The sequence below is a fragment of the Streptomyces sp. NPDC046197 genome, from assembly GCF_040646295.1.
Lineage (GTDB): Bacteria > Actinomycetota > Actinomycetes > Streptomycetales > Streptomycetaceae > Streptomyces.
The window spans coordinates 202,907-219,285 of the sequence record NZ_JBEYZY010000011.1; the positions used below are offsets into that span (position 1 = coordinate 202,907).

At 68.6% G+C, this 16,379-nt stretch carries 12 protein-coding genes and 5 pseudogenes; 6 read left to right on the forward strand and 11 right to left on the reverse strand.

The features are described 5' to 3' along the window. Positions 1 to 43: 43 nt before the first annotated feature. The 4 genes and pseudogenes from AB0A61_RS18055 to istB all read left to right on the forward strand — a co-directional run. Positions 44 to 425: pseudogene (locus tag AB0A61_RS18055) on the forward strand (ISL3 family transposase); the annotation flags it as partial. A 2-nt stretch (positions 426 to 427) separates the two neighbouring features. Beyond that, positions 428 to 852: pseudogene (locus AB0A61_RS18060) on the forward strand (nucleotidyl transferase AbiEii/AbiGii toxin family protein); the annotation flags it as partial. 459 nt (positions 853 to 1,311) lie between these two features. Then, positions 1,312 to 2,568 (forward strand): IS21 family transposase, encoded by a 1,257-nt coding sequence (gene istA / locus AB0A61_RS18065; protein ID WP_361292750.1) that lies wholly within the window; start codon positions 1,312 to 1,314, stop codon positions 2,566 to 2,568. Beyond that, positions 2,568 to 3,410, forward strand: coding sequence for an IS21-like element helper ATPase IstB (istB, locus tag AB0A61_RS18070; RefSeq protein ID WP_361292752.1), 843 nt, complete (start codon positions 2,568 to 2,570; stop codon positions 3,408 to 3,410). The genes istA and istB overlap by 1 nt, the downstream gene beginning before the upstream one ends. A 173-nt stretch (positions 3,411 to 3,583) precedes the next feature. Here the strand turns inward: istB and AB0A61_RS18075 are convergent, their stop codons facing one another. From AB0A61_RS18075 to AB0A61_RS18105, 7 genes and pseudogenes are all read right to left on the reverse strand, one after another. Continuing rightward, the gene (locus AB0A61_RS18075; RefSeq protein WP_361292754.1) at positions 3,584 to 4,555 is read right to left on the reverse strand and encodes a sensor histidine kinase; all 972 of its coding nucleotides are present in this window, start codon (positions 4,553 to 4,555) and stop codon (positions 3,584 to 3,586) included. Continuing rightward, positions 4,552 to 5,448 carry an MEDS domain-containing protein gene (locus AB0A61_RS18080; protein WP_361292756.1) on the reverse strand — a complete coding sequence of 299 codons (897 nt, stop codon included), beginning with the start codon at positions 5,446 to 5,448 and terminating at the stop codon, positions 4,552 to 4,554. The genes AB0A61_RS18075 and AB0A61_RS18080 overlap by 4 nt, the downstream gene beginning before the upstream one ends. A 122-nt stretch (positions 5,449 to 5,570) precedes the next feature. Then, positions 5,571 to 7,307 carry a SpoIIE family protein phosphatase gene (locus AB0A61_RS18085; protein ID WP_361292758.1) on the reverse strand — a complete coding sequence of 579 codons (1,737 nt, stop codon included), beginning with the start codon at positions 7,305 to 7,307 and terminating at the stop codon, positions 5,571 to 5,573. 391 nt (positions 7,308 to 7,698) lie between these two features. Then, positions 7,699 to 8,193, reverse strand: coding sequence for an ATP-binding protein (locus tag AB0A61_RS18090; RefSeq protein WP_361292760.1), 495 nt, complete (start codon positions 8,191 to 8,193; stop codon positions 7,699 to 7,701). Positions 8,194 to 8,306: 113 nt separating this feature from the next. After that, positions 8,307 to 8,419 (reverse strand): annotated as a pseudogene (locus tag AB0A61_RS18095) (anti-anti-sigma factor); the annotation flags it as partial. Between the two features lie 241 nt (positions 8,420 to 8,660). Beyond that, on the reverse strand, positions 8,661 to 9,029 hold the full coding sequence (locus tag AB0A61_RS18100; protein WP_361292762.1) for an STAS domain-containing protein: 369 nt from the start codon (positions 9,027 to 9,029) through the stop codon (positions 8,661 to 8,663). Further along, positions 9,026 to 10,450, reverse strand: a complete 1,425-nt coding sequence (locus tag AB0A61_RS18105; RefSeq protein WP_361292764.1) for a SpoIIE family protein phosphatase — start codon at positions 10,448 to 10,450, stop codon at positions 9,026 to 9,028. Before AB0A61_RS18105 ends, AB0A61_RS18100 begins: the two co-directional genes overlap by 4 nt. Before the next feature lie 600 nt (positions 10,451 to 11,050). Here AB0A61_RS18105 and AB0A61_RS18110 point away from each other — a divergent pair. Beyond that, a pseudogene (locus AB0A61_RS18110) lies at positions 11,051 to 11,900 on the forward strand (RNA polymerase sigma factor SigF). A gap of 66 nt (positions 11,901 to 11,966) precedes the next feature. Here AB0A61_RS18110 and AB0A61_RS18115 read toward each other — a convergent pair. The 3 genes from AB0A61_RS18115 to AB0A61_RS18125 all read right to left on the reverse strand — a co-directional run bounded on the left by AB0A61_RS18115 (position 11,967) and on the right by AB0A61_RS18125 (position 13,778). Then, positions 11,967 to 12,167, reverse strand: a complete 201-nt coding sequence (locus tag AB0A61_RS18115; protein WP_361292766.1) for a hypothetical protein — start codon at positions 12,165 to 12,167, stop codon at positions 11,967 to 11,969. 496 nt (positions 12,168 to 12,663) lie between these two features. Then, entirely contained in the window at positions 12,664 to 13,035 is a 372-nt protein-coding gene (locus AB0A61_RS18120) for a hypothetical protein (RefSeq protein WP_361292768.1), read from the reverse strand. A 587-nt stretch (positions 13,036 to 13,622) separates the two neighbouring features. Next, on the reverse strand, positions 13,623 to 13,778 hold the full coding sequence (locus AB0A61_RS18125) for a hypothetical protein (protein WP_361292770.1): 156 nt from the start codon (positions 13,776 to 13,778) through the stop codon (positions 13,623 to 13,625). A gap of 213 nt (positions 13,779 to 13,991) precedes the next feature. On the opposite strand from AB0A61_RS18125, the pseudogene AB0A61_RS18130 reads away from it, so the two are divergent. Continuing rightward, positions 13,992 to 14,363, forward strand: a pseudogene (locus tag AB0A61_RS18130) (GTP-binding protein); the annotation flags it as partial. A gap of 335 nt (positions 14,364 to 14,698) precedes the next feature. Here the strand turns inward: AB0A61_RS18130 and AB0A61_RS18135 are convergent. After that, positions 14,699 to 15,796 (reverse strand): IS110 family transposase, encoded by a 1,098-nt coding sequence (locus AB0A61_RS18135; RefSeq protein ID WP_361292772.1) that lies wholly within the window; start codon positions 15,794 to 15,796, stop codon positions 14,699 to 14,701. Positions 15,797 to 16,379 lie beyond the last annotated feature (583 nt).

The following is a 16,379-nucleotide window of genomic DNA, read 5'->3' on the forward strand; positions in this document are numbered from 1 at the left end:
TTGAGCATCCCGAGAGGGGTCACGTCATCCCTGTGAGCTGCGCACCCTCGTCGACCCCTACCGCGGCCATCTGCGCGCCCGCCGCGCGGCCGATCCGGCAGTCCCTGTCACCCACCTGCTCGGAGAGATATGGGAGTTGGGCTACACCGGCAGCGCGAACCTCCTGGTCCGCTACCTCAACCAGGGCCGCGCCGAAGGCGACCGCCCCGTCACCACCCCACGCCATGTCGGCCGCCTCCTGCTTACCAACCCCCCAAAAACCTGTGCCCGAAGGAAACAGCCCTGTTGGAGAAGATTGCCGGGCCTGCCCGGAGATGACCACACTCGCCGATCTCGTACGCGGCTTCGCCACCCTGTTGAAACCAGTCGAGGGCAACGACGTGAAATTCACCGAGTCGATCACGACCGCCCGCGCCGTCGACCTTGCTTCACCGTGTCCGACCCGGCCACCGGGCAGGACTGCGAAGTCGACATCCTCAAGGAGAACTTCTGGGGGCCGGGCGCCCAAAGCCCGTACGGCCCTGTCCTCGCGAGGAGGATGTGATCGGGACCAAGGTCCGCGCCCTCGCCGACCGCGGAGCACCCCGTGATCTGATCGATGTGTTCGCAGCCTCGCGCCGCTGGACCAATGCCGAGCTCGAGGAGTTCGGCGGCCGCCACGCGCATGGCCGCTTCGAGCGCGAGGACCTGCAGTCGAACCTCACGGGCGCCGAGTGGACCGACGACGAAGCCATCGCTGCCTATGGCCTCGATGACGCCACGATCACCGCTCTCCGCGCATGGGCTGCGGAATGGGCCGACGACCTCGCTGCTCGTCTCCTCGAAGAGGGCGATGCTCCGGACAACGACTGACCAAGTCCCGGAAAGATCACAGCTGCGAACGATCATTCGGAGCCGACTCTTGTGCGCGTCCCCTGCTTGGCCTCTGGGATAGCCGCCCACTCCGCGTCCGTCATGTCCGACGGACGGGCGCACCGGTCGGGCTGGTCGGCCGCGTTGCCGTACACGTGCGCGAGGCAATCACACGGCAAAGCAGCCAAGTTGAACTGGACGCCGGGCGGGCTTTCTCTCGTTCAAACCGTGGCTGGCTCTCGTCACTCGCACGGAGGCCGGCCACAAACCCGAAGTCCGGCTGAACCGATTCGTCAGGAGCAACTGCAAGCAAGGGGTCGAGCATCCAGCGGAAGAGGTCGGTGCCCCTGCCGGTTCTCGACGACGGCCGAACGCTGACCCTCTGACGGCGGATCAAAAGTGACCCACTTGGTGATCTTCGTCTGACTCTGGCCTTGGTGATCAAGGTCAGGAGGGAAGGTGATCCTCGTGGAGGACTGGGCAGAGATCCGCCGGCTGCACCGGGCCGAGCAGATGCCGATCAGAGCTATCGCACGGCATCTGGGCATCTCGAAGAACACCGTCAAGCGGGCCCTGGCCAGCGACCGGCCGCCGCAGTGTCGGCGGCCGGCCAAGGGCTCTGCCGTCGACGCGGTCGAGGTGCAGATCCGGGAACTGCTGCGGGAGACCCCGACGATGCCTGCGACGGTGATCGCCGAGCGGATCGGCTGGGACAGGGGCATGACCATCCTCAAAGACCGGATCCGGGAACTGCGCCCGGCCTATGTCCCCATCGATCCGGTCTCCCGCACGGCCTATCGGCCCGGCGAGCTGGCCCAGTGCGACCTGTGGTTTCCCGACGCGGACATCCCTCTCGGCTATGGGCAGAGTGGACGCCCGCCGGTCCTGGTCATGGTGTCCGGCTACTCCCGCGTGATCACCGCCCGGATGCTGCCCTCGCGCAGAACCGGCGACCTGATCGACGGACACTGGAGGCTGCTGACCGAATGGGGCGCCGTCCCCAGGACGCTGGTCTGGGACAACGAAGCCGGCGTCGGTCGAGGCCGCCCGACATCCGAGTTCGCCGCGTTCGCGGGCCTGCTCGCCACCAAGATCTACTTGTGCCGCCCGAGGGATCCGGAGGCGAAGGGACTGGTGGAACGGGCCAACGGCTACCTGGAGACCTCGTTCCTGCCCGGACGGCACTTCAGCGGACCGGACGACTTCAACACCCAGCTCGCGGCATGGCTGAAGGTCGCCAACCGGCGTGTCCACCGCACCCTCTCAGCCCGTCCGGCCGACCGGTGGGCAGCGGACCGGGCCCAGATGCTCACCCTGCCCGCGGTCGACCCGCCCACCTGGTGGCGGTTTTCGACCCGGCTGGGCCGCGACCACTATGTCCGCGTCGACACCTGCGACTACTCCGTCGACCCCGCCGCGATCGGCCATCAGGTCACCGTGCTGACCGACAATGAGCAGGTCATCGTGCTCACCTCCGGCGGTGAGATCGTCGCCCAGCATGCCCGCTGCTGGGCCCGCCACCAGACCCTCACCGATCCCGAGCACGTCGAGGCCGGACAGGCGATGCGACAGGAAGCACGTCGCCGGCCCACAGGTCAGATCCACGCCGTCGGCTCCGCCTCCGGCCCGCTCATCGAGGTCGAACAGCGCGAGCTGGGCTCTTATGACCGGTTGTTCACCGTCATCGACGGCGGCGAAGGAAAGGAGGCCGGCTGATGGCCCGCACCTCCACCACCGTCGACGCTGACGCACCCTCCGCCGGCACGGCCACGGGTCGCAGGACCGGTCAGCAGACTGCCTCCGACCTGGCCTTCCTGGCTCGGGCGATGAAGGCCCCGGCCCTTCTTGCCGCGGCTGACCGGCTCGCCGAACGGGCCCGCAAGGAGTCCTGGACCCACGCGGAATACCTGGTCGCCTGCCTCCAGCGCGAGGTCTCCGCCCGGGAATCGCACGGCGGCGAGGCACGAGTACGCGCCGCCCGATTCCCCGCGGTCAAGACGATCGAGGAGCTCGACGTCACCCATCTGCGCGGCATGACGCGCCAACAGCTCGCGCATCTGGGCACGTTGGACTTCATCGCGGGCAAGGAGAATGTCGTCTTCCTGGGCCCACCCGGCACCGGCAAGACACACCTGGCGATCGGCCTGGCAGTGCGGGCCTGCCAGGCCGGACACCGCGTCGCCTTCGCCACCGCCGCCGAATGGGTCGACAAGCTCGCCGCCGCCCATGACACCGGCCGCCTGTCGGCCGAGCTCACCCGGCTCGGCCGCTATCCGCTGATCGTGGTGGACGAGGTCGGCTACATCCCCTTCGAAGCGGAGGCGGCGAACCTGTTCTTCCAGCTCATCTCGAACAGATACGAACGCGCGTCCGTGATCGTCACCAGCAACAAGCCCTTCGGACGCTGGGGAGAGGTCTTCGGGGACGAGACCGTGGCCGCCGCCATGATCGACCGCCTGGTCCATCACGCCGAGGTCCACTCCCTCAAGGGCGACTCCTACCGCATGCGAGGACGCGAGCTCGGACGCGTCCCCGCCGACACATCCGACAACGACTGAACTACCACCTATCGACACCAACCGGGTCAGATTTCAACCGTCCAAAGTGGGTCCGAGTTCAGCCGACGCCGACACCGGTGGCGGAGCGGGCCGGCTGGGTCGCGGTGGACGTGCGCGCGGTCGACACGGTCTTGTGCCACAGCGACCGCCGCCCGGCAGGCCGACCTGCTCTGTTACAGGGTGAGATGCAGGCGGACGGTGGTGCCGGTCTGCTGGGCTTGGACTTCCGTCAGGTCGCACAGCTGGCGCACTGCCCACAGGCCGTGGCCGCGCGGCTGTGTGGGGCTGGGCGGCAGGTAGCCGAGGTACCAGCCGGTGGTGGTGCTGCCACTGTCAGTGACATCGCAGACGATCCGGCGTCCGTCGCGCCAGAGCGTGACCTGCCCGGTGCCGCCGCCGTGCTGGACGGCGTTGGTGGCAACCTCGTTGACCGCGAAGGTGAGACGGCCCGCGTCGGTCGCCGACATCCCCAATGCCATGGCCTTGTTCGCCACGAACGTGCGTACTGCGGTCAGATCGGCGCCGAAACGCATGACCGCCTCCCTTCCGTCCTGGGGAGGTCGCGTCAGCTCCCGGTGCCAGACGCCATCGCGCGCGGGGGCGGCGTAGTGGACGCTGCTCTCAGCGGTGGGGCCGGTCACCAGCTGCGGGTGGGTGCGGCGGGCGTCGGCAACGACGGGTGAAGGCAGGACGCGGGCGTCGTAGGGACACACGATCCAGGCCGGACAGTCGGCGAAGGCCATATTGATGACCGACTCGTACCGGGTCCACTCGGTGGTTTCCAGCGCGTCGCGTCCGTGCCAGACGGGCTCCCCGATGACACGGACCCGCCAGTGGCGACCCGTGTCTCCGGTGCGTTGGTCGACGTAGCGGTGGTAGGCGGCCAGTGTGCGCCCGGGAGCGTCGTACCACTGGTCGGCGGCGATGAACTCCACGTCCCCCGAGGCGTCGCCCAGCTGCTGGCGCAGCAGGTCGATGTTGGCGGGGGTGGTGACGGCCAGGACCGCGTCGTCACAGGCCAGGCCGTCCAGACAGAACGGCACGGTCGCGTCCAGGAACTGCTCGTCGGTGTCGTAGATCAGGCCCTGATGGATCAGTCCCGCAGCGTCGGACCCGGGGCGGGAGAGCGTGGTGTCGCTGGTCATGCCATCACCTCCGGAGAGGTGACGACCAGCGCGGGATGCTGATCGAAGCCCACGACGCTGATCACTTTGCACAGCATCGGCGTCAGATTCATCACGCGCAGCCGCCGGCCCTCCCCCAGCCGCTCCGCCGTATGCACCAGGACGCGCAGGCCGGCCAGGTCGATGAAATCCAGGGCGCTCATGTCCACCCGTACATCCCCGGGCCAGTGCAGTGTCCGCTCCAAGGCCGCGGCCAGATGGGCGGTGGCCTGGTAATCCACCGTGCCCGTCACCCGCAGCACCCGCTCGCCCTCGCGGAAGGCCGGACCGATACTCAGCACGCTGGAGCTGTACCAGGGGTGCAGCTCCACCGCCGCGGGGTGACATTGCTCGAACATCCGCAGCTGCTCCGGGTTGAACTGGCGGGCGTCGTACTGGCAGATCGCCGATGCCGGCCTTCCCGCGAACACCGAGCGGACCTTGGTTTCGTACTCTGCCAGCCGCCCGAGGCCAGGAGCATCCCGCAAGGCCCAGCTCATCTCCCCGCTCACCCGCAGGCCCGCGTACCCGGCCGCAAGACTGTGACGCGCCTCCTCGTGCAACGAGGCGACCATCGCGTCGGGGTCGAAGACGCCCGACGCCAGATAGCTTTCCTCGGCGGTGGCCACCCGCAGCTGCCCCCTGGCCGCCGCCGCATCCGGATCCACACCGCCCGACCTCAGCCAGCTCAGCACGGCCGCCGGGGCATGCCGGTCGGTGAAGTACAGCACCCGCTCCCCCCGCGCCAAGCCGTCCGCAAGGTAAGCGGAGGCCACCCGACGCTGCTCGGCATCATCCGCGAAGGCAAAGCAAAGATGATCGCCCGGTCCCACCTCAACGACCTTGCGCGCCCTGCTGCCTTGAGCGGTCACCACTGCTTCTGCTCCTCCTTCTCACCGCGCCCCCGGTCGCCGGTGAGACCCCCAACCGCGGCCATGGAGCCATCGGAACCGGATTCACCTTACCCGCCGACATGCTGGTCTCCCAGGCTGACTGTCTATGCACAAGCTGGCGTGCGCAGCGCCAGCATGGCGACATCGTCGTCGTTGTCGCCGGGACGGACTCGCTCCAGCAGCAGGTCACAAAAGGAATCCAGAGGGCGGTGGGCCAGAGAGGCCGCGTGTCGACGCAACCGGTCCAGTCCGCGGTCGATGGAGTGGTGCGGTGACTCGACCAGTCCGTCGGTGTAGAGCAGGAGGGTGGTGCGGGGCGGCAGGACGGTGAAGACGTCGGGGCGAGGCCGGATGACTCCGGTCCCGAGCAGGATGCCGTGGGCGTCGGTGAGGTAGCGGGCCCGACCGTCGTGGCTGACCAGCAGCGGAGGAGGGTGGCCGGCGTTCGTCCAGCGCAGTTGCCACAGCTCGTCGTCGCCGCGAGCGAGGGTGGCCAGGATCATGGTCACCATGGGCACCTCGGCTATGTGCTTCACGGCGTTGTCGAGCTGGGTGACGACTGCGCTGGGCATGGCCTCGGGCTGGGACCAGGTGAAGGCGCGCAGCATGTTGCGGACCTGCGCCATCCCGGCAGCTGCATCGAGGTCGTGCCCGACGACGTCCCCGACGGCCAAGGCGTGGGAGCTGTCGGTCAGGGCGAAGACGTCGTACCAGTCACCGCCGACGGAGGAAGCGTGCGGAGCGGGTACGTAGCGCGCCGTCATGTCCACCCCGGGCACAGTGGGGAGCTGGGGCAGCAGGTGGCGCTGCATGGTTTCGGCAACCTTCCGCTGACGCTGGTACAGACGCGCGTTGTCCAGCGCCAGGCCGGCCCGGCGGGTGATGTCCTCCAGCAGTGGCAGGTCGGCGGCGGTGAAAGCGCCAGGACGTTTCGAGCGCCCCAGCGTCAGCGCTCCGAGCACGTCGCGCAGACCTCGGATGGGCGCGATGACAGCGGAGTGCATGCCCGTCTCGGCGAACAAGCGGCCCTGCTCGACGGCGATTCCGGAATCGGGCGCACCCTGGTAGGTGGCAGGGCCCGCCAGGGAGGACGCAGCGCCGCGCAGAGCCCGCGACAGGGGCATCGGGGACTCCTCCGGCACGGGGGGCATGGGCCCTTGCAGGTCGTCCCGTTCGACCAGGATTCCGTCCTTGTGCTCCGTCACCAGGGCGCGTCGAACCTCGTCCTGTTCGGTGAGCAGATCGATCACCGCCCAGTCAGCAAGCCGGGGCACCGTCAGGGCCGCCAGCCGACGCAGCGCCTCGTCCACATCCAGGGTGGACGTCAGCTGAGTGGTCGTCTCCGCCAGCAGCGCCAGGCGGTCCAGCTCCGTCAGCGGTGCTGGAGCGTCATTGATGCCGCCGTCCATTACGTCCGGTACGCCCTGATTCGATTCATACAACAGCACCAGCGCACCCGCCCCCTCCGATCCGGAGGAGCGGGGCGCGACCAGCCAGGACATCTGGACGAGCGTGCCGTCCCCGCGGGCGAACCACTCCGAGTCGCCGTGCTGGGTTCTCCGAGCGAGAAGCGCTTTCCTCAGCGGACAGCGCGTGCGGGGCGTGGCGTGCCCGTGACGGTCGCGGTGCAGCAGGTCGTGAAGATCCTGCCCGCGCAGTTCCTCGAGGCGGCGCCCCAGCTTGGTTTGGGCCGCGCCGTTGGCCCAGACGATGTATCCGTCTTCGTCGACGACAACGACAGCCGTCTGCACGTCCTCCAGCGTTGCGCCAAGCAGGGCGCCGGACCACGTCTGGCGGCCGAGCGCGGAGGGGTTTCCCGTGTCGGCGCCGGTTATGTCCATGGCCCTCCTCTGGCGGATGCGGACATGCCCGAAGGTACCCTGCTGGCTTCGTTCCCTTCAGCGTCAGCATCCGTGCCTCGTTGTGGCCTAAACATGCTTTATTGACGTCACCCGCGTGGGCCGTCCGCCGCCCGCGACATTCCTGCCCGCCGCCGGTCGCCGAGCAGACAGAAGCGCCCAGAGGGCTAACGCCCCGGCCACGAGAGCTTGTGAACCGCGCAACCTGACGGACGCCGGTCAGCCCATTGACCAGATCCCATCGCTGCGCCCGGCCGGGTGCCGTGAGGACACCCGAGTCGGTGCCACGACGAGTCGGCGGCCTAGCGAGTGCCGTGCGCTTCTCGTCCGCCGAGTCCGTGTCTTCGCTGGTATGGACCGAAGACGCTGACGTTCAGCCCGGGAGCGCGATTCCGCGGAGACCGATGGCGCTCTGCTTCGGTATCAGAGACAGATGGGCGGTGATCCGCTTTCCCGTTTCACGCAGTGCGACGACGACCCTGTCGCTGACCGTGTGCACCAGGTGCAGCCCATGGCCGCCGATGCGCCGCGGGTCGGCCTTCTTCACCGCCGGCTTCTCGGTGGAGCTGTCCCATACGGTGATCGTCAACTGGTCGCCGGACAACTGCAGGGTCATCCCGCAGGGGCCCGGAGCATGCCGGACGGCGTTGGTGACCAGCTCACTGGCGGCGAGTTCGGCGTCGACGGCCAGGGCCGCCGGCACAGCTGCGCGGCCGGTTCGAGGGGCGTGGCCGAGCAAGGCGCGCAGAGCCTGGCGAGCGTCTGCGGCACGAGCCGCGCCTTCCTCCCAGGTCACGCCGTAACGCAGTGGGGCGCCCTTGTCCCCACCCTGCTTGTCGGCCGTCTGTTTCCTCAGCGTGATGACCATATGGCGCCCCTTCGTCCTACTCGCCGCTCTTCGGTGCTTTTCGCCGCCCTGTTCTCTCGCGTACCCGGGTGCCCACCACACACACACCGTGCGCCCGATGCCGCCCTCCCCGGTCAGGGCCGGGTAGCGGCGTCCCTGTCGGGGTGGCAGAAGAAGATCTGCTCGAGGCCGACGATGCGCAGAACGCGCAGGGTGTGGGCAGGACTGCGGCAAGGACGATGTCGGCCCGACCACGATTCGGGATCGGGGGTGCGTTCGAACGCACCATCCGACTGCCGTACACGCTCCCTTCGAGTCAACTGATTAGGCAATCCGCAGACTCGCGCAGGCAGAGCAGGCACTCGCACAAAGCGCGACCACGCCCCCGCACCCATCGCATGAGCGTCAACAACGTCATGACCGGCAACACCCAACTGTAGGGCTGTGCCAGGCATGCCCGCTGATGCCACTCCTGCGAGCGAGGGTGTTCAGGCGGTGGTGCGATTGCCCTGGCGGACGGCGAGCGCGGCCTCGGCGCTGGGGTAGGCGGGCAGGAAGGTGTCCATCCCGGTGACGCTGAGCAGGCGGCTCAGCCGGTCGGGGATGGCTGCCAGGGTCAGGGAGCCGTCGGCTTCCTTGGCGCAGCGCCAGATGCCGACGAGGGCTCCCAGCCCTGAGGAGTCGCAGAAGGTGACGCCCGACAGGTCGGCGACCAGGTCTGGGTGTCCGGCTGCGATGAGTTCCAGGGCGCGGGCCCGCGCGGCGGGTGCGGCGGCGATGTCGAATTCGCCGGTCAGTGCGATCACGGCCAGGGCGCCGTCGGTGTGCGGGACTTCGATGTGGAATGCGTCGGTCATGGGCGTCGGATCTCCTGCCCGACGGAGGCGTCGGCGGGTGCGGTCGGGGCGGCGGCGCTGTGAGCGGTGGTGGTGATGCCGGCGGGAGCAGCATCGGGAGTGGGGACGGACAGGGCCAGCAGGGCCACGTCGTCGCGTTCGGTGTCGGGCAGGGTGTCCAGGAGCGCGACGGTGTCGTCGATCAGGGCGCCGGCGCTGACCGGCGCCGGCCGCCGGGCCAGGAAGTCGGTCAGGCCCGTGTCGGCGAGCATGTCACCGTCGGCCGTGCGGGCCTCGGTCAGCCCGTCGGTGTACAGCAGCAAGCCCTGGCCGGGTGCCAGGTGCAGGGTGAGTGAGGCGAAGGCGGCCTCGGCGAACGCGCCGACCAGCATGCCGCCTTTGGCGCGGGCCGCCTCGACCCGAACACCGCCGCCCTCGGCAGGGCTGAGGTGGTAGGCAGGCGGGTGACCGCCGGTGGCCAGCGTGACGGTGAAACCGCCGTCCCGGGCCGGATCGAGCAGGCCGAAGACGGCGGTGCAAAAGCGCGTGCCGACCGCCGCGTCGAGCAGCAGTGCGGTGTTCAGGGCTTTGAGCGCGGCCGTGGGGTCCGCGTCGACGAGGGCTGCGGCCCGCAGCGTGTAGCGGGTCAGTGAGGTGATCGAGGCGGCTTCGGCGCCCTTGCCGCACACATCGCCCAGGAAGAACGCCCACCGACCTCCACCGACGGGGAAGACGTCGTAGAAGTCGCCGCCCACTTCCTGCGGGGAGGCAGTCTTGTAGTGGCAGGCCAGCTCAAGCCCGGGTACCGCGGGCAGCGCGGGAGGCACCAGGGTGCGCTGCAGGGTGGAGGCAAACGCGGCGATGGCCGCCTTGTCCCGCTCCGCACGCTGGCGGGCCTCTTCCTCCGCCTGACGCTTCTCCTGCTCGACCTGGCGGCGCTCCTGCTCGGCGCGTATCACCTGCAACGCCGACAGTCGAAGTTCCAGCTGGTCCCGCACCACCGCGGCCAGGTCTGTGAGGGTGGAGGCATCGGCCTCGCTGATCTCGCGGGGGCGGGTGTCAAGGACGTTGACCGTGCCCAGGCGGTGTCCGTCGGCGGTGATGATCGGAGCGGCGGCGTAGAACCGCACCCCCATCGGGCCGGCGACCAGCGGGTTGGAGCAGGCGACCGGGTCCAGCAACGTATCGGGGATGACGGTGGTGTGATCACGCAGCACCGCCGAGGCGCACAGGCCCGGATCCCGGCCGATCTCGCTGACACCTTCCAGCCCGTGCGCGGCCTTGAACCAGATCCGGTCCTCATCCACGATCGTCACCGTCGCCACCGGCACCTCGAACAGCCGCGCGGCCAGCGCCGCGACTCTGTCGTACGCGCCGTCCGGCGGAGTGTCGAGAATGTCGTAACGGCGCACGGCCGCCATCCGCGCCGCCTCGACCGACACGGCCGAAGGCTCGCTCGGTGCTATCGCAGGCAGGCTCGCTTGTTCCGGCATGTTCCTCGTCTCGCTCATCCCCCCAGGAAGGCACCGACCGGACAGCCAGCACTCCGGAACCCTACCGAACGCGGCCGGGGCACCCGATTCGACGGCGAGCTTCGTAGTGCGCACCGGCATCGTGCACGGCCGCCCAAGCACCGACCGCAACCGGGCGCTGTGATCGGCGAAAACGCGAAGCGTGACGGCCTTCGTGGTCCGGACCACAAGCTGCTCACCGACCTGAGCACAAAACTCCGACGGGACGTTGCCCTCGGCCAGGTCGGCCATGTCTGCCGCCGCGAGGACCTGGCGGCCCTGGTCGCGCGGCACCCCGCTCGGACCGGAGCAGGACGCCACGCGACTCGGTGTGCGCAGGGTTGAGTTCGATTGGATGGCGCGGCTCGGTTGGATCCGCTCCACAGTCGATCAGGTCCGCTTCGACACCTCGCGGGCGCGGGGCCGTCGATATCACGGAAGGAGTAGGCATGAAGGCGGGAAGACGGGGTAGGCGCGGCAGGGTGAGTCGAGGTGGGCCGGTGTCGGCATGGCCGACAAGGGGAGGGACACATGGTTACGGATACGGCAGCGGCGACGGCGGATGCGCACTGCGCTGAACTGCCGGAAATCCCGGACCCGTCGAAGGTCGCCCCGAAGGACGCCCGTGAGCTCACCCGCCTGTTCTTCCAGCAGCTGGACCGGCTGGAGGAGGGCACGCCGGAGCACCAGTACGCGCGCAACACGCTGATCGAGATGAACATCTCCCTGGTCCGCTACGCGGCCTCCCGGTACCGCAGCCGGGACCCGGAGGAGATGGAGGACATCGTCCAAGTCGGCGTGATCGGCCTCATCAAGGCCATCGACCGGTTCGAACTCTCCCGCGAAGTGGAGTTCACCTCCTTCTCGATCCCCCTACATCGTGGGAGAGATCAAGCGGTTTTTCCGTGACACCACGTGGGCCGTGCACGTTCCGCGACGTCTGCAGGAGGCCCGCGTCCAGCTGGCCCGCGCCACCGAGGAGTTGAGCAGCCGCCTGGGCCGCACGCCGACCGTGGCGGAGCTGTCCCAGCTGATGAACCTGGACGAGGAGGAGGTCATCGAGGCACGTCTGGCCTCCAACGGCTACCGCTCCTCCTCCCTGGACGCCGCCATCGGCAGCAGCGAGGACGGCGAGAGCGCCCTGTCCGACTTCATCGGCAACGAGGACGGCGCGCTGGAACTGGTGGAGGACTTCCACGCACTCGCCCCGATGATCGCCGACCTCGACGAGCGCTCGCGCAAGATCCTGCACTGCAGGTTCGTGGAGGAACTGACCCAGGCCCAGATCGGCGAACAACTCGGCGTCTCCCAGATGCACGTCTCCCGGCTGCTGTCACGCACCCTGGCCCAGCTCCGACAGGGCATGCTCGCCACCCACTGACACCGCAACGGCACCTCGCGGTCGTGGTGAACCCCGACACCACGGGTCAGTTCCGAGCGGCCCCGCTCAGGCCGTTCTCCACTTGTGTAGGCCGCCGCCGCGCCATTCCACCCACTGCGGATCGTCCAGCACGCCCCGGGGATCGTCGACACCCGCGCCTTCGAGGAACACCACCAGGTCGTGGTCGCTGTAAGCGGTGTCGAGGATCCCGGCGCTCCGGCCACCGGTACGGGAGGGCTGGTGTACGACGATCGGCGCGCTGGTCACGCCTCCCAGCGTGCTCCAGGCAAAGCCGTGCGGCGAGTCGGGGCTGCCCGGATCAGGAAGGGTCTCGGGCCAGTCGAAACGGCGCGGGAATCCGGGACTCGGGTGTACATAGCCCCGCCCGTCGGCGTTCGAACCGCCCCGCGCAGAGGGGCGACGCGGGTGTCGATTCCGCAGCCCATGGTCACGCAAGCAGCCTGACCCGCACCTCACCGCTCGCGAGGTCGACCCGGACAGGATGCGGCCGTTACGGAATCAGAGAGTTGCAGACCTCGCCACGTCCACATGACCGGCAGCGCCGCGACCCATGACGCGATCGTCTTCGGTGCGGGTAACGAGGGCGCGGGCCGAAAGAAGGCGGGCACACCGCTGCTCGACAAGCCGGCCACTAGAGAACTGGGCGGGGTCTCCCCCACGATCGTGCTGCCGGGCGGCCGGTCCGAGGCGGACCTGCGCTACTGGCCGAGCACATCGCCACCCAGAAGCTGCACAACAACGGCTACAACTGCGTAGCGAGCCAGGCGGTCGTCGTCAGTGCCGACTGGGCGCAGAAAGACCGCTTCCTGGCCCACCTGCGAGCCGCGCTGGCCGACGCACACGCCCGCCCCCGCACTACCCCGGCAGCGACGGCCGGGGCGCCCACGTCCTCGACACGTACGGCGACGACGCCGAACGGCTCGGAGCAGGCCGCGTGCTGGTCACAGGTCTCGCCCCGGCGGAACCCGGACCAGCTCTGACCACGGAGCACTTCGCCCCCGTCCTCGCCGTGCTGAAACTCCCCGGTGACCCGCCGCGCCAGTTCCTCGCCGAGGCGGTCCGCACCACGAACGAGGAGTTCGGCGGCACCCTCGGCGTGAACCTCGTCGCGCATCCAAGCACGATGGCCGTGCTCAGCCCCGCGCTGGACGAAGCTGTCTCCGAACTCCGCTACGGCACTATTACGTTGAACGCCTGGACCAGCGTCGACAATCACCGCAACCGCCTCCTGGGATGCTTTCCCGGGGCACACCCTCGACGACGTGCAGAGCGGCATCGGCGTCGTGCACAACGCGCTCCTCCTGGACGGGCCCGAGCGCACCGTGGTCCGGAGCCCGTTCCACCCTGCGCCCCAGGCGCTCCTGCACGGGGGTCAGCTTGATCGGGTGGGCACTCTGGGCACCTATGCAGCACGCCCGCCGCTTCCTGTATTAAAGCGGCAGCATCCGCCTCACCCCGCAGCCAGGCTCTGCGCTCGACGACCGGCGGGCAGGGCCCGGCTCAGGCAAACTCATCGCCCACGAGACGGGGCGGGGTCGGCGCATGGCCCCGCTCACGGGTTCCCAACTGTCTCTCTGGCCGGGCTCTCACCCTCGTCCCGGCCTCGAGCGGTCCAAAAGCTCCTCACGGTGTGGACTTTCCGACGCGGAGGGAGACATGGACACGTCACTCATCGCAGAGAGTGGGTGAGGCTCCCTGACTTTAGAAGAAGTGCTTGCGTCCACCGACCGCACGACCGGTCGCACCCAGGATCCATAGGATGGCGCCAACGAGAATGAGGATGCCACCGATCGTCGTCAGCAGACCCATGCCGGCAAGCAGGCCGATGATCAGCAGAATAAGCCCAAGAATGATCATTTTAAACCCCATCGTCAATTCCGGCTCAGGCGCGTGTGCGTATGAGCTTCACAAGGGCCTGAGTTCGCCCCTTGGTGGGTAGATCCCGACCAGCTCCGAATGCCAGGATCTCGGTGCGATAGCCCTTGTGCCCGGCGACAGGGTGTTCACGCCCTCATTCGAAACTTCGTTCAGTACGCCACCTCCTCGATCGCCCTCTGCTCCAAAAGGTCCTTCCACCCCGGACGGTTTGGACGTTGGTGACGGAGACACCAGGCAGCGGCGCCTACGGGCAGGTCCTCAGGTCCAAGGGCTTCTTCACCCTCCCCAGCCGGCCCTGGTGACGGGACTGTGGCCGCAGGCCGGTTCGGTAGCTCGCTTCGAGCCTTCCTCTGCTCGTGACACCCCCGGCCCTTCTGCGCAGGAACTCGTCTTCATCGGCCCCAGACGGACGCGGAGCTGCTGCGGGCCGACCTGAAAGGCTGCCGCACGCAGGAAGGCGTAGCTCTGCCCGCTTCCGATCCCTTCCCCGCCTGGGATACCTACGGCTCCTGCGAGAGCTGCGCGCATGAACACGACCCCCTCACCACGGTGACGGGGCACTGAAACTCCGGGTCAGTCGGTGGTCGCGGCCACGGCGGAGCTTCAATGGTCCCTGACACGAGACTTTTCTGGCGCCAGCCCCGCCCTGCCTCCCCGCGGGGTTCCGTCGTCTCACGGCTGCAATGCTGACAGCGGATGCGATCGCAAATCCGTCGTCCCCACAAGCAACGCAGGAACCTGACTGAGTGAGGAGCCGAACGTGTCTTGTGCGCCAGCGCGTTCGACCTCACGGCGAAGCCGCACCGGAGTGCTCCGGTGCGGCTTCGCCCTCTCACGGATCCGCGCAGAGATCCCGCCCGGACGGGCCTCGGTGGGGTCTCGCCGTATCACCGACGCCCCTATAACGCGGGGGCGCGGGAAACCGGTCTGACCAGGTTAAAGACCTCGCGGGCGACATACCGCTTGAGGCATCGGATGATCTCGCGCCGGGTCTTGCCTTCCTGGGTGCGGCGTTCGTAGTACGCCTGGGTTCGGGGGTCGTGGCGCAGGCGGGTGAACACGATGCGGTGCAGGGCGGCGTTGGCCTGCCGGTCGCCGCCGTGGTTGAGCCGTCGCGTGATGCGCCGCCCGGAGGAGTACTCGATGGGGCTGACTCCGCAAAGGGCAGCAAAGGACGCCTCGGTGTTCAGCCGCTCGGGATTGTCCCCCATGGTGATCAGGAGAGTGACGGCGCTGTCCGGGCCGATGCCCATCGGTACGAGCAGTTGCGGCGCGTGGCGTTCGACGAGTCGGGTCAGGCGTTGGTTCAGCTCGTTGATCTGCCCGGTGAGCTGTTCGATGCGTTCGGCGAGCATGCGTAATGTCATGTGGGTGGCCTGGACCACCGCGTCCTCGTCTCCCCCACCATCGGGTGGGCTGAGGGTCGCGCAGGTGCGGAACAGCTCGGCATTGCCCAAGCTCGACAACCGTTCCCGCAGGGCGGGGTCGGCGATCACTAGGACGGCCTTGAGCTGGTTGATCGCCTGTGTGCGGGCCTTGACCGCGGAGTCCTTGGCGAGTTTGTAGATCCGGGCGCCTTGCACGGGTCCGTCGCCGGACTTGGCCTGGGCCCGGGTGCGACCGCTGAGCACGGCTCGCGCTGCGGCCTGCGCATCGAGCGGGTCCGACTTGCCGAGCAGACGGCGGGCTGTGCGGTCAGGCCGATTCACTTCGAACACCTGGACATGCTGGGCCAGCAGGTAGCGGGACAGGCCCGCGCCGAAGGTACCGGTGCCCTCCACACCGGCCCGGCGCACCGTCCCCCGCCTGCGGGCCCACACGAGCAGCCGACGGTAGCCGGCCACCGTCGCCGGAAAGGACTCGGTGCCAAGGACCTTCCCCAGCGGGGAGATTACGGCGGCGACGTGCACCTCACCGTGCGTGTCCACGCCGAGCACGACTTCTCTCCGCACGGGAGGATCCGTACTGGAGGAGGTGCTGCGCTGTCTGGTCGTCATGGTGGTTCGCCTCCCGCAGGGTGACAAGCTGAGTGGATGGCACCGGCCCGCTCGGGCGGTCTGAACCGTGATGGCGCCTGGAACTCGGCAAGGCCCCTATTGGGACACGCCCTGTGGCTCGGTGACAGCAGAAGCCAGCCCGCAACGACGGTCGACAAGCCTGTGACTGGACACTTCGGTCAAAGATCTCAAGAGTCAGACCCCCGTCCGGGACGGCATCGCGCAACCGTCGCATCGATCCCGGCGTATCGGCATCTACCGACCACAGCCGGATGGCTTCGCCCGAACCAATGCCCAACCTGGCCGGAGCAGGCTGAGAATGAGTTGACTCCCCGCCTACTCGCGACCGGCAATGACAGACAGCCGTCTGGGCCGCCTTACGGTCGCCCTCCATCGGCCATCGCACGAACGGCTTCGAGCCCTCATTCTGGTGCACGGTTGTCCGCAAGTCATGGCGCGGGCTGCCAAAGAGGCTGCCTAGCAACTCGGCAAAGGCACCGGCGAGTGCTTGGGAACTCGGTCTACTCGAGTAACGGGGAACAGCAGCACCGCACGAAGGGGCGCCCGCGTGGAAGGCATGGCG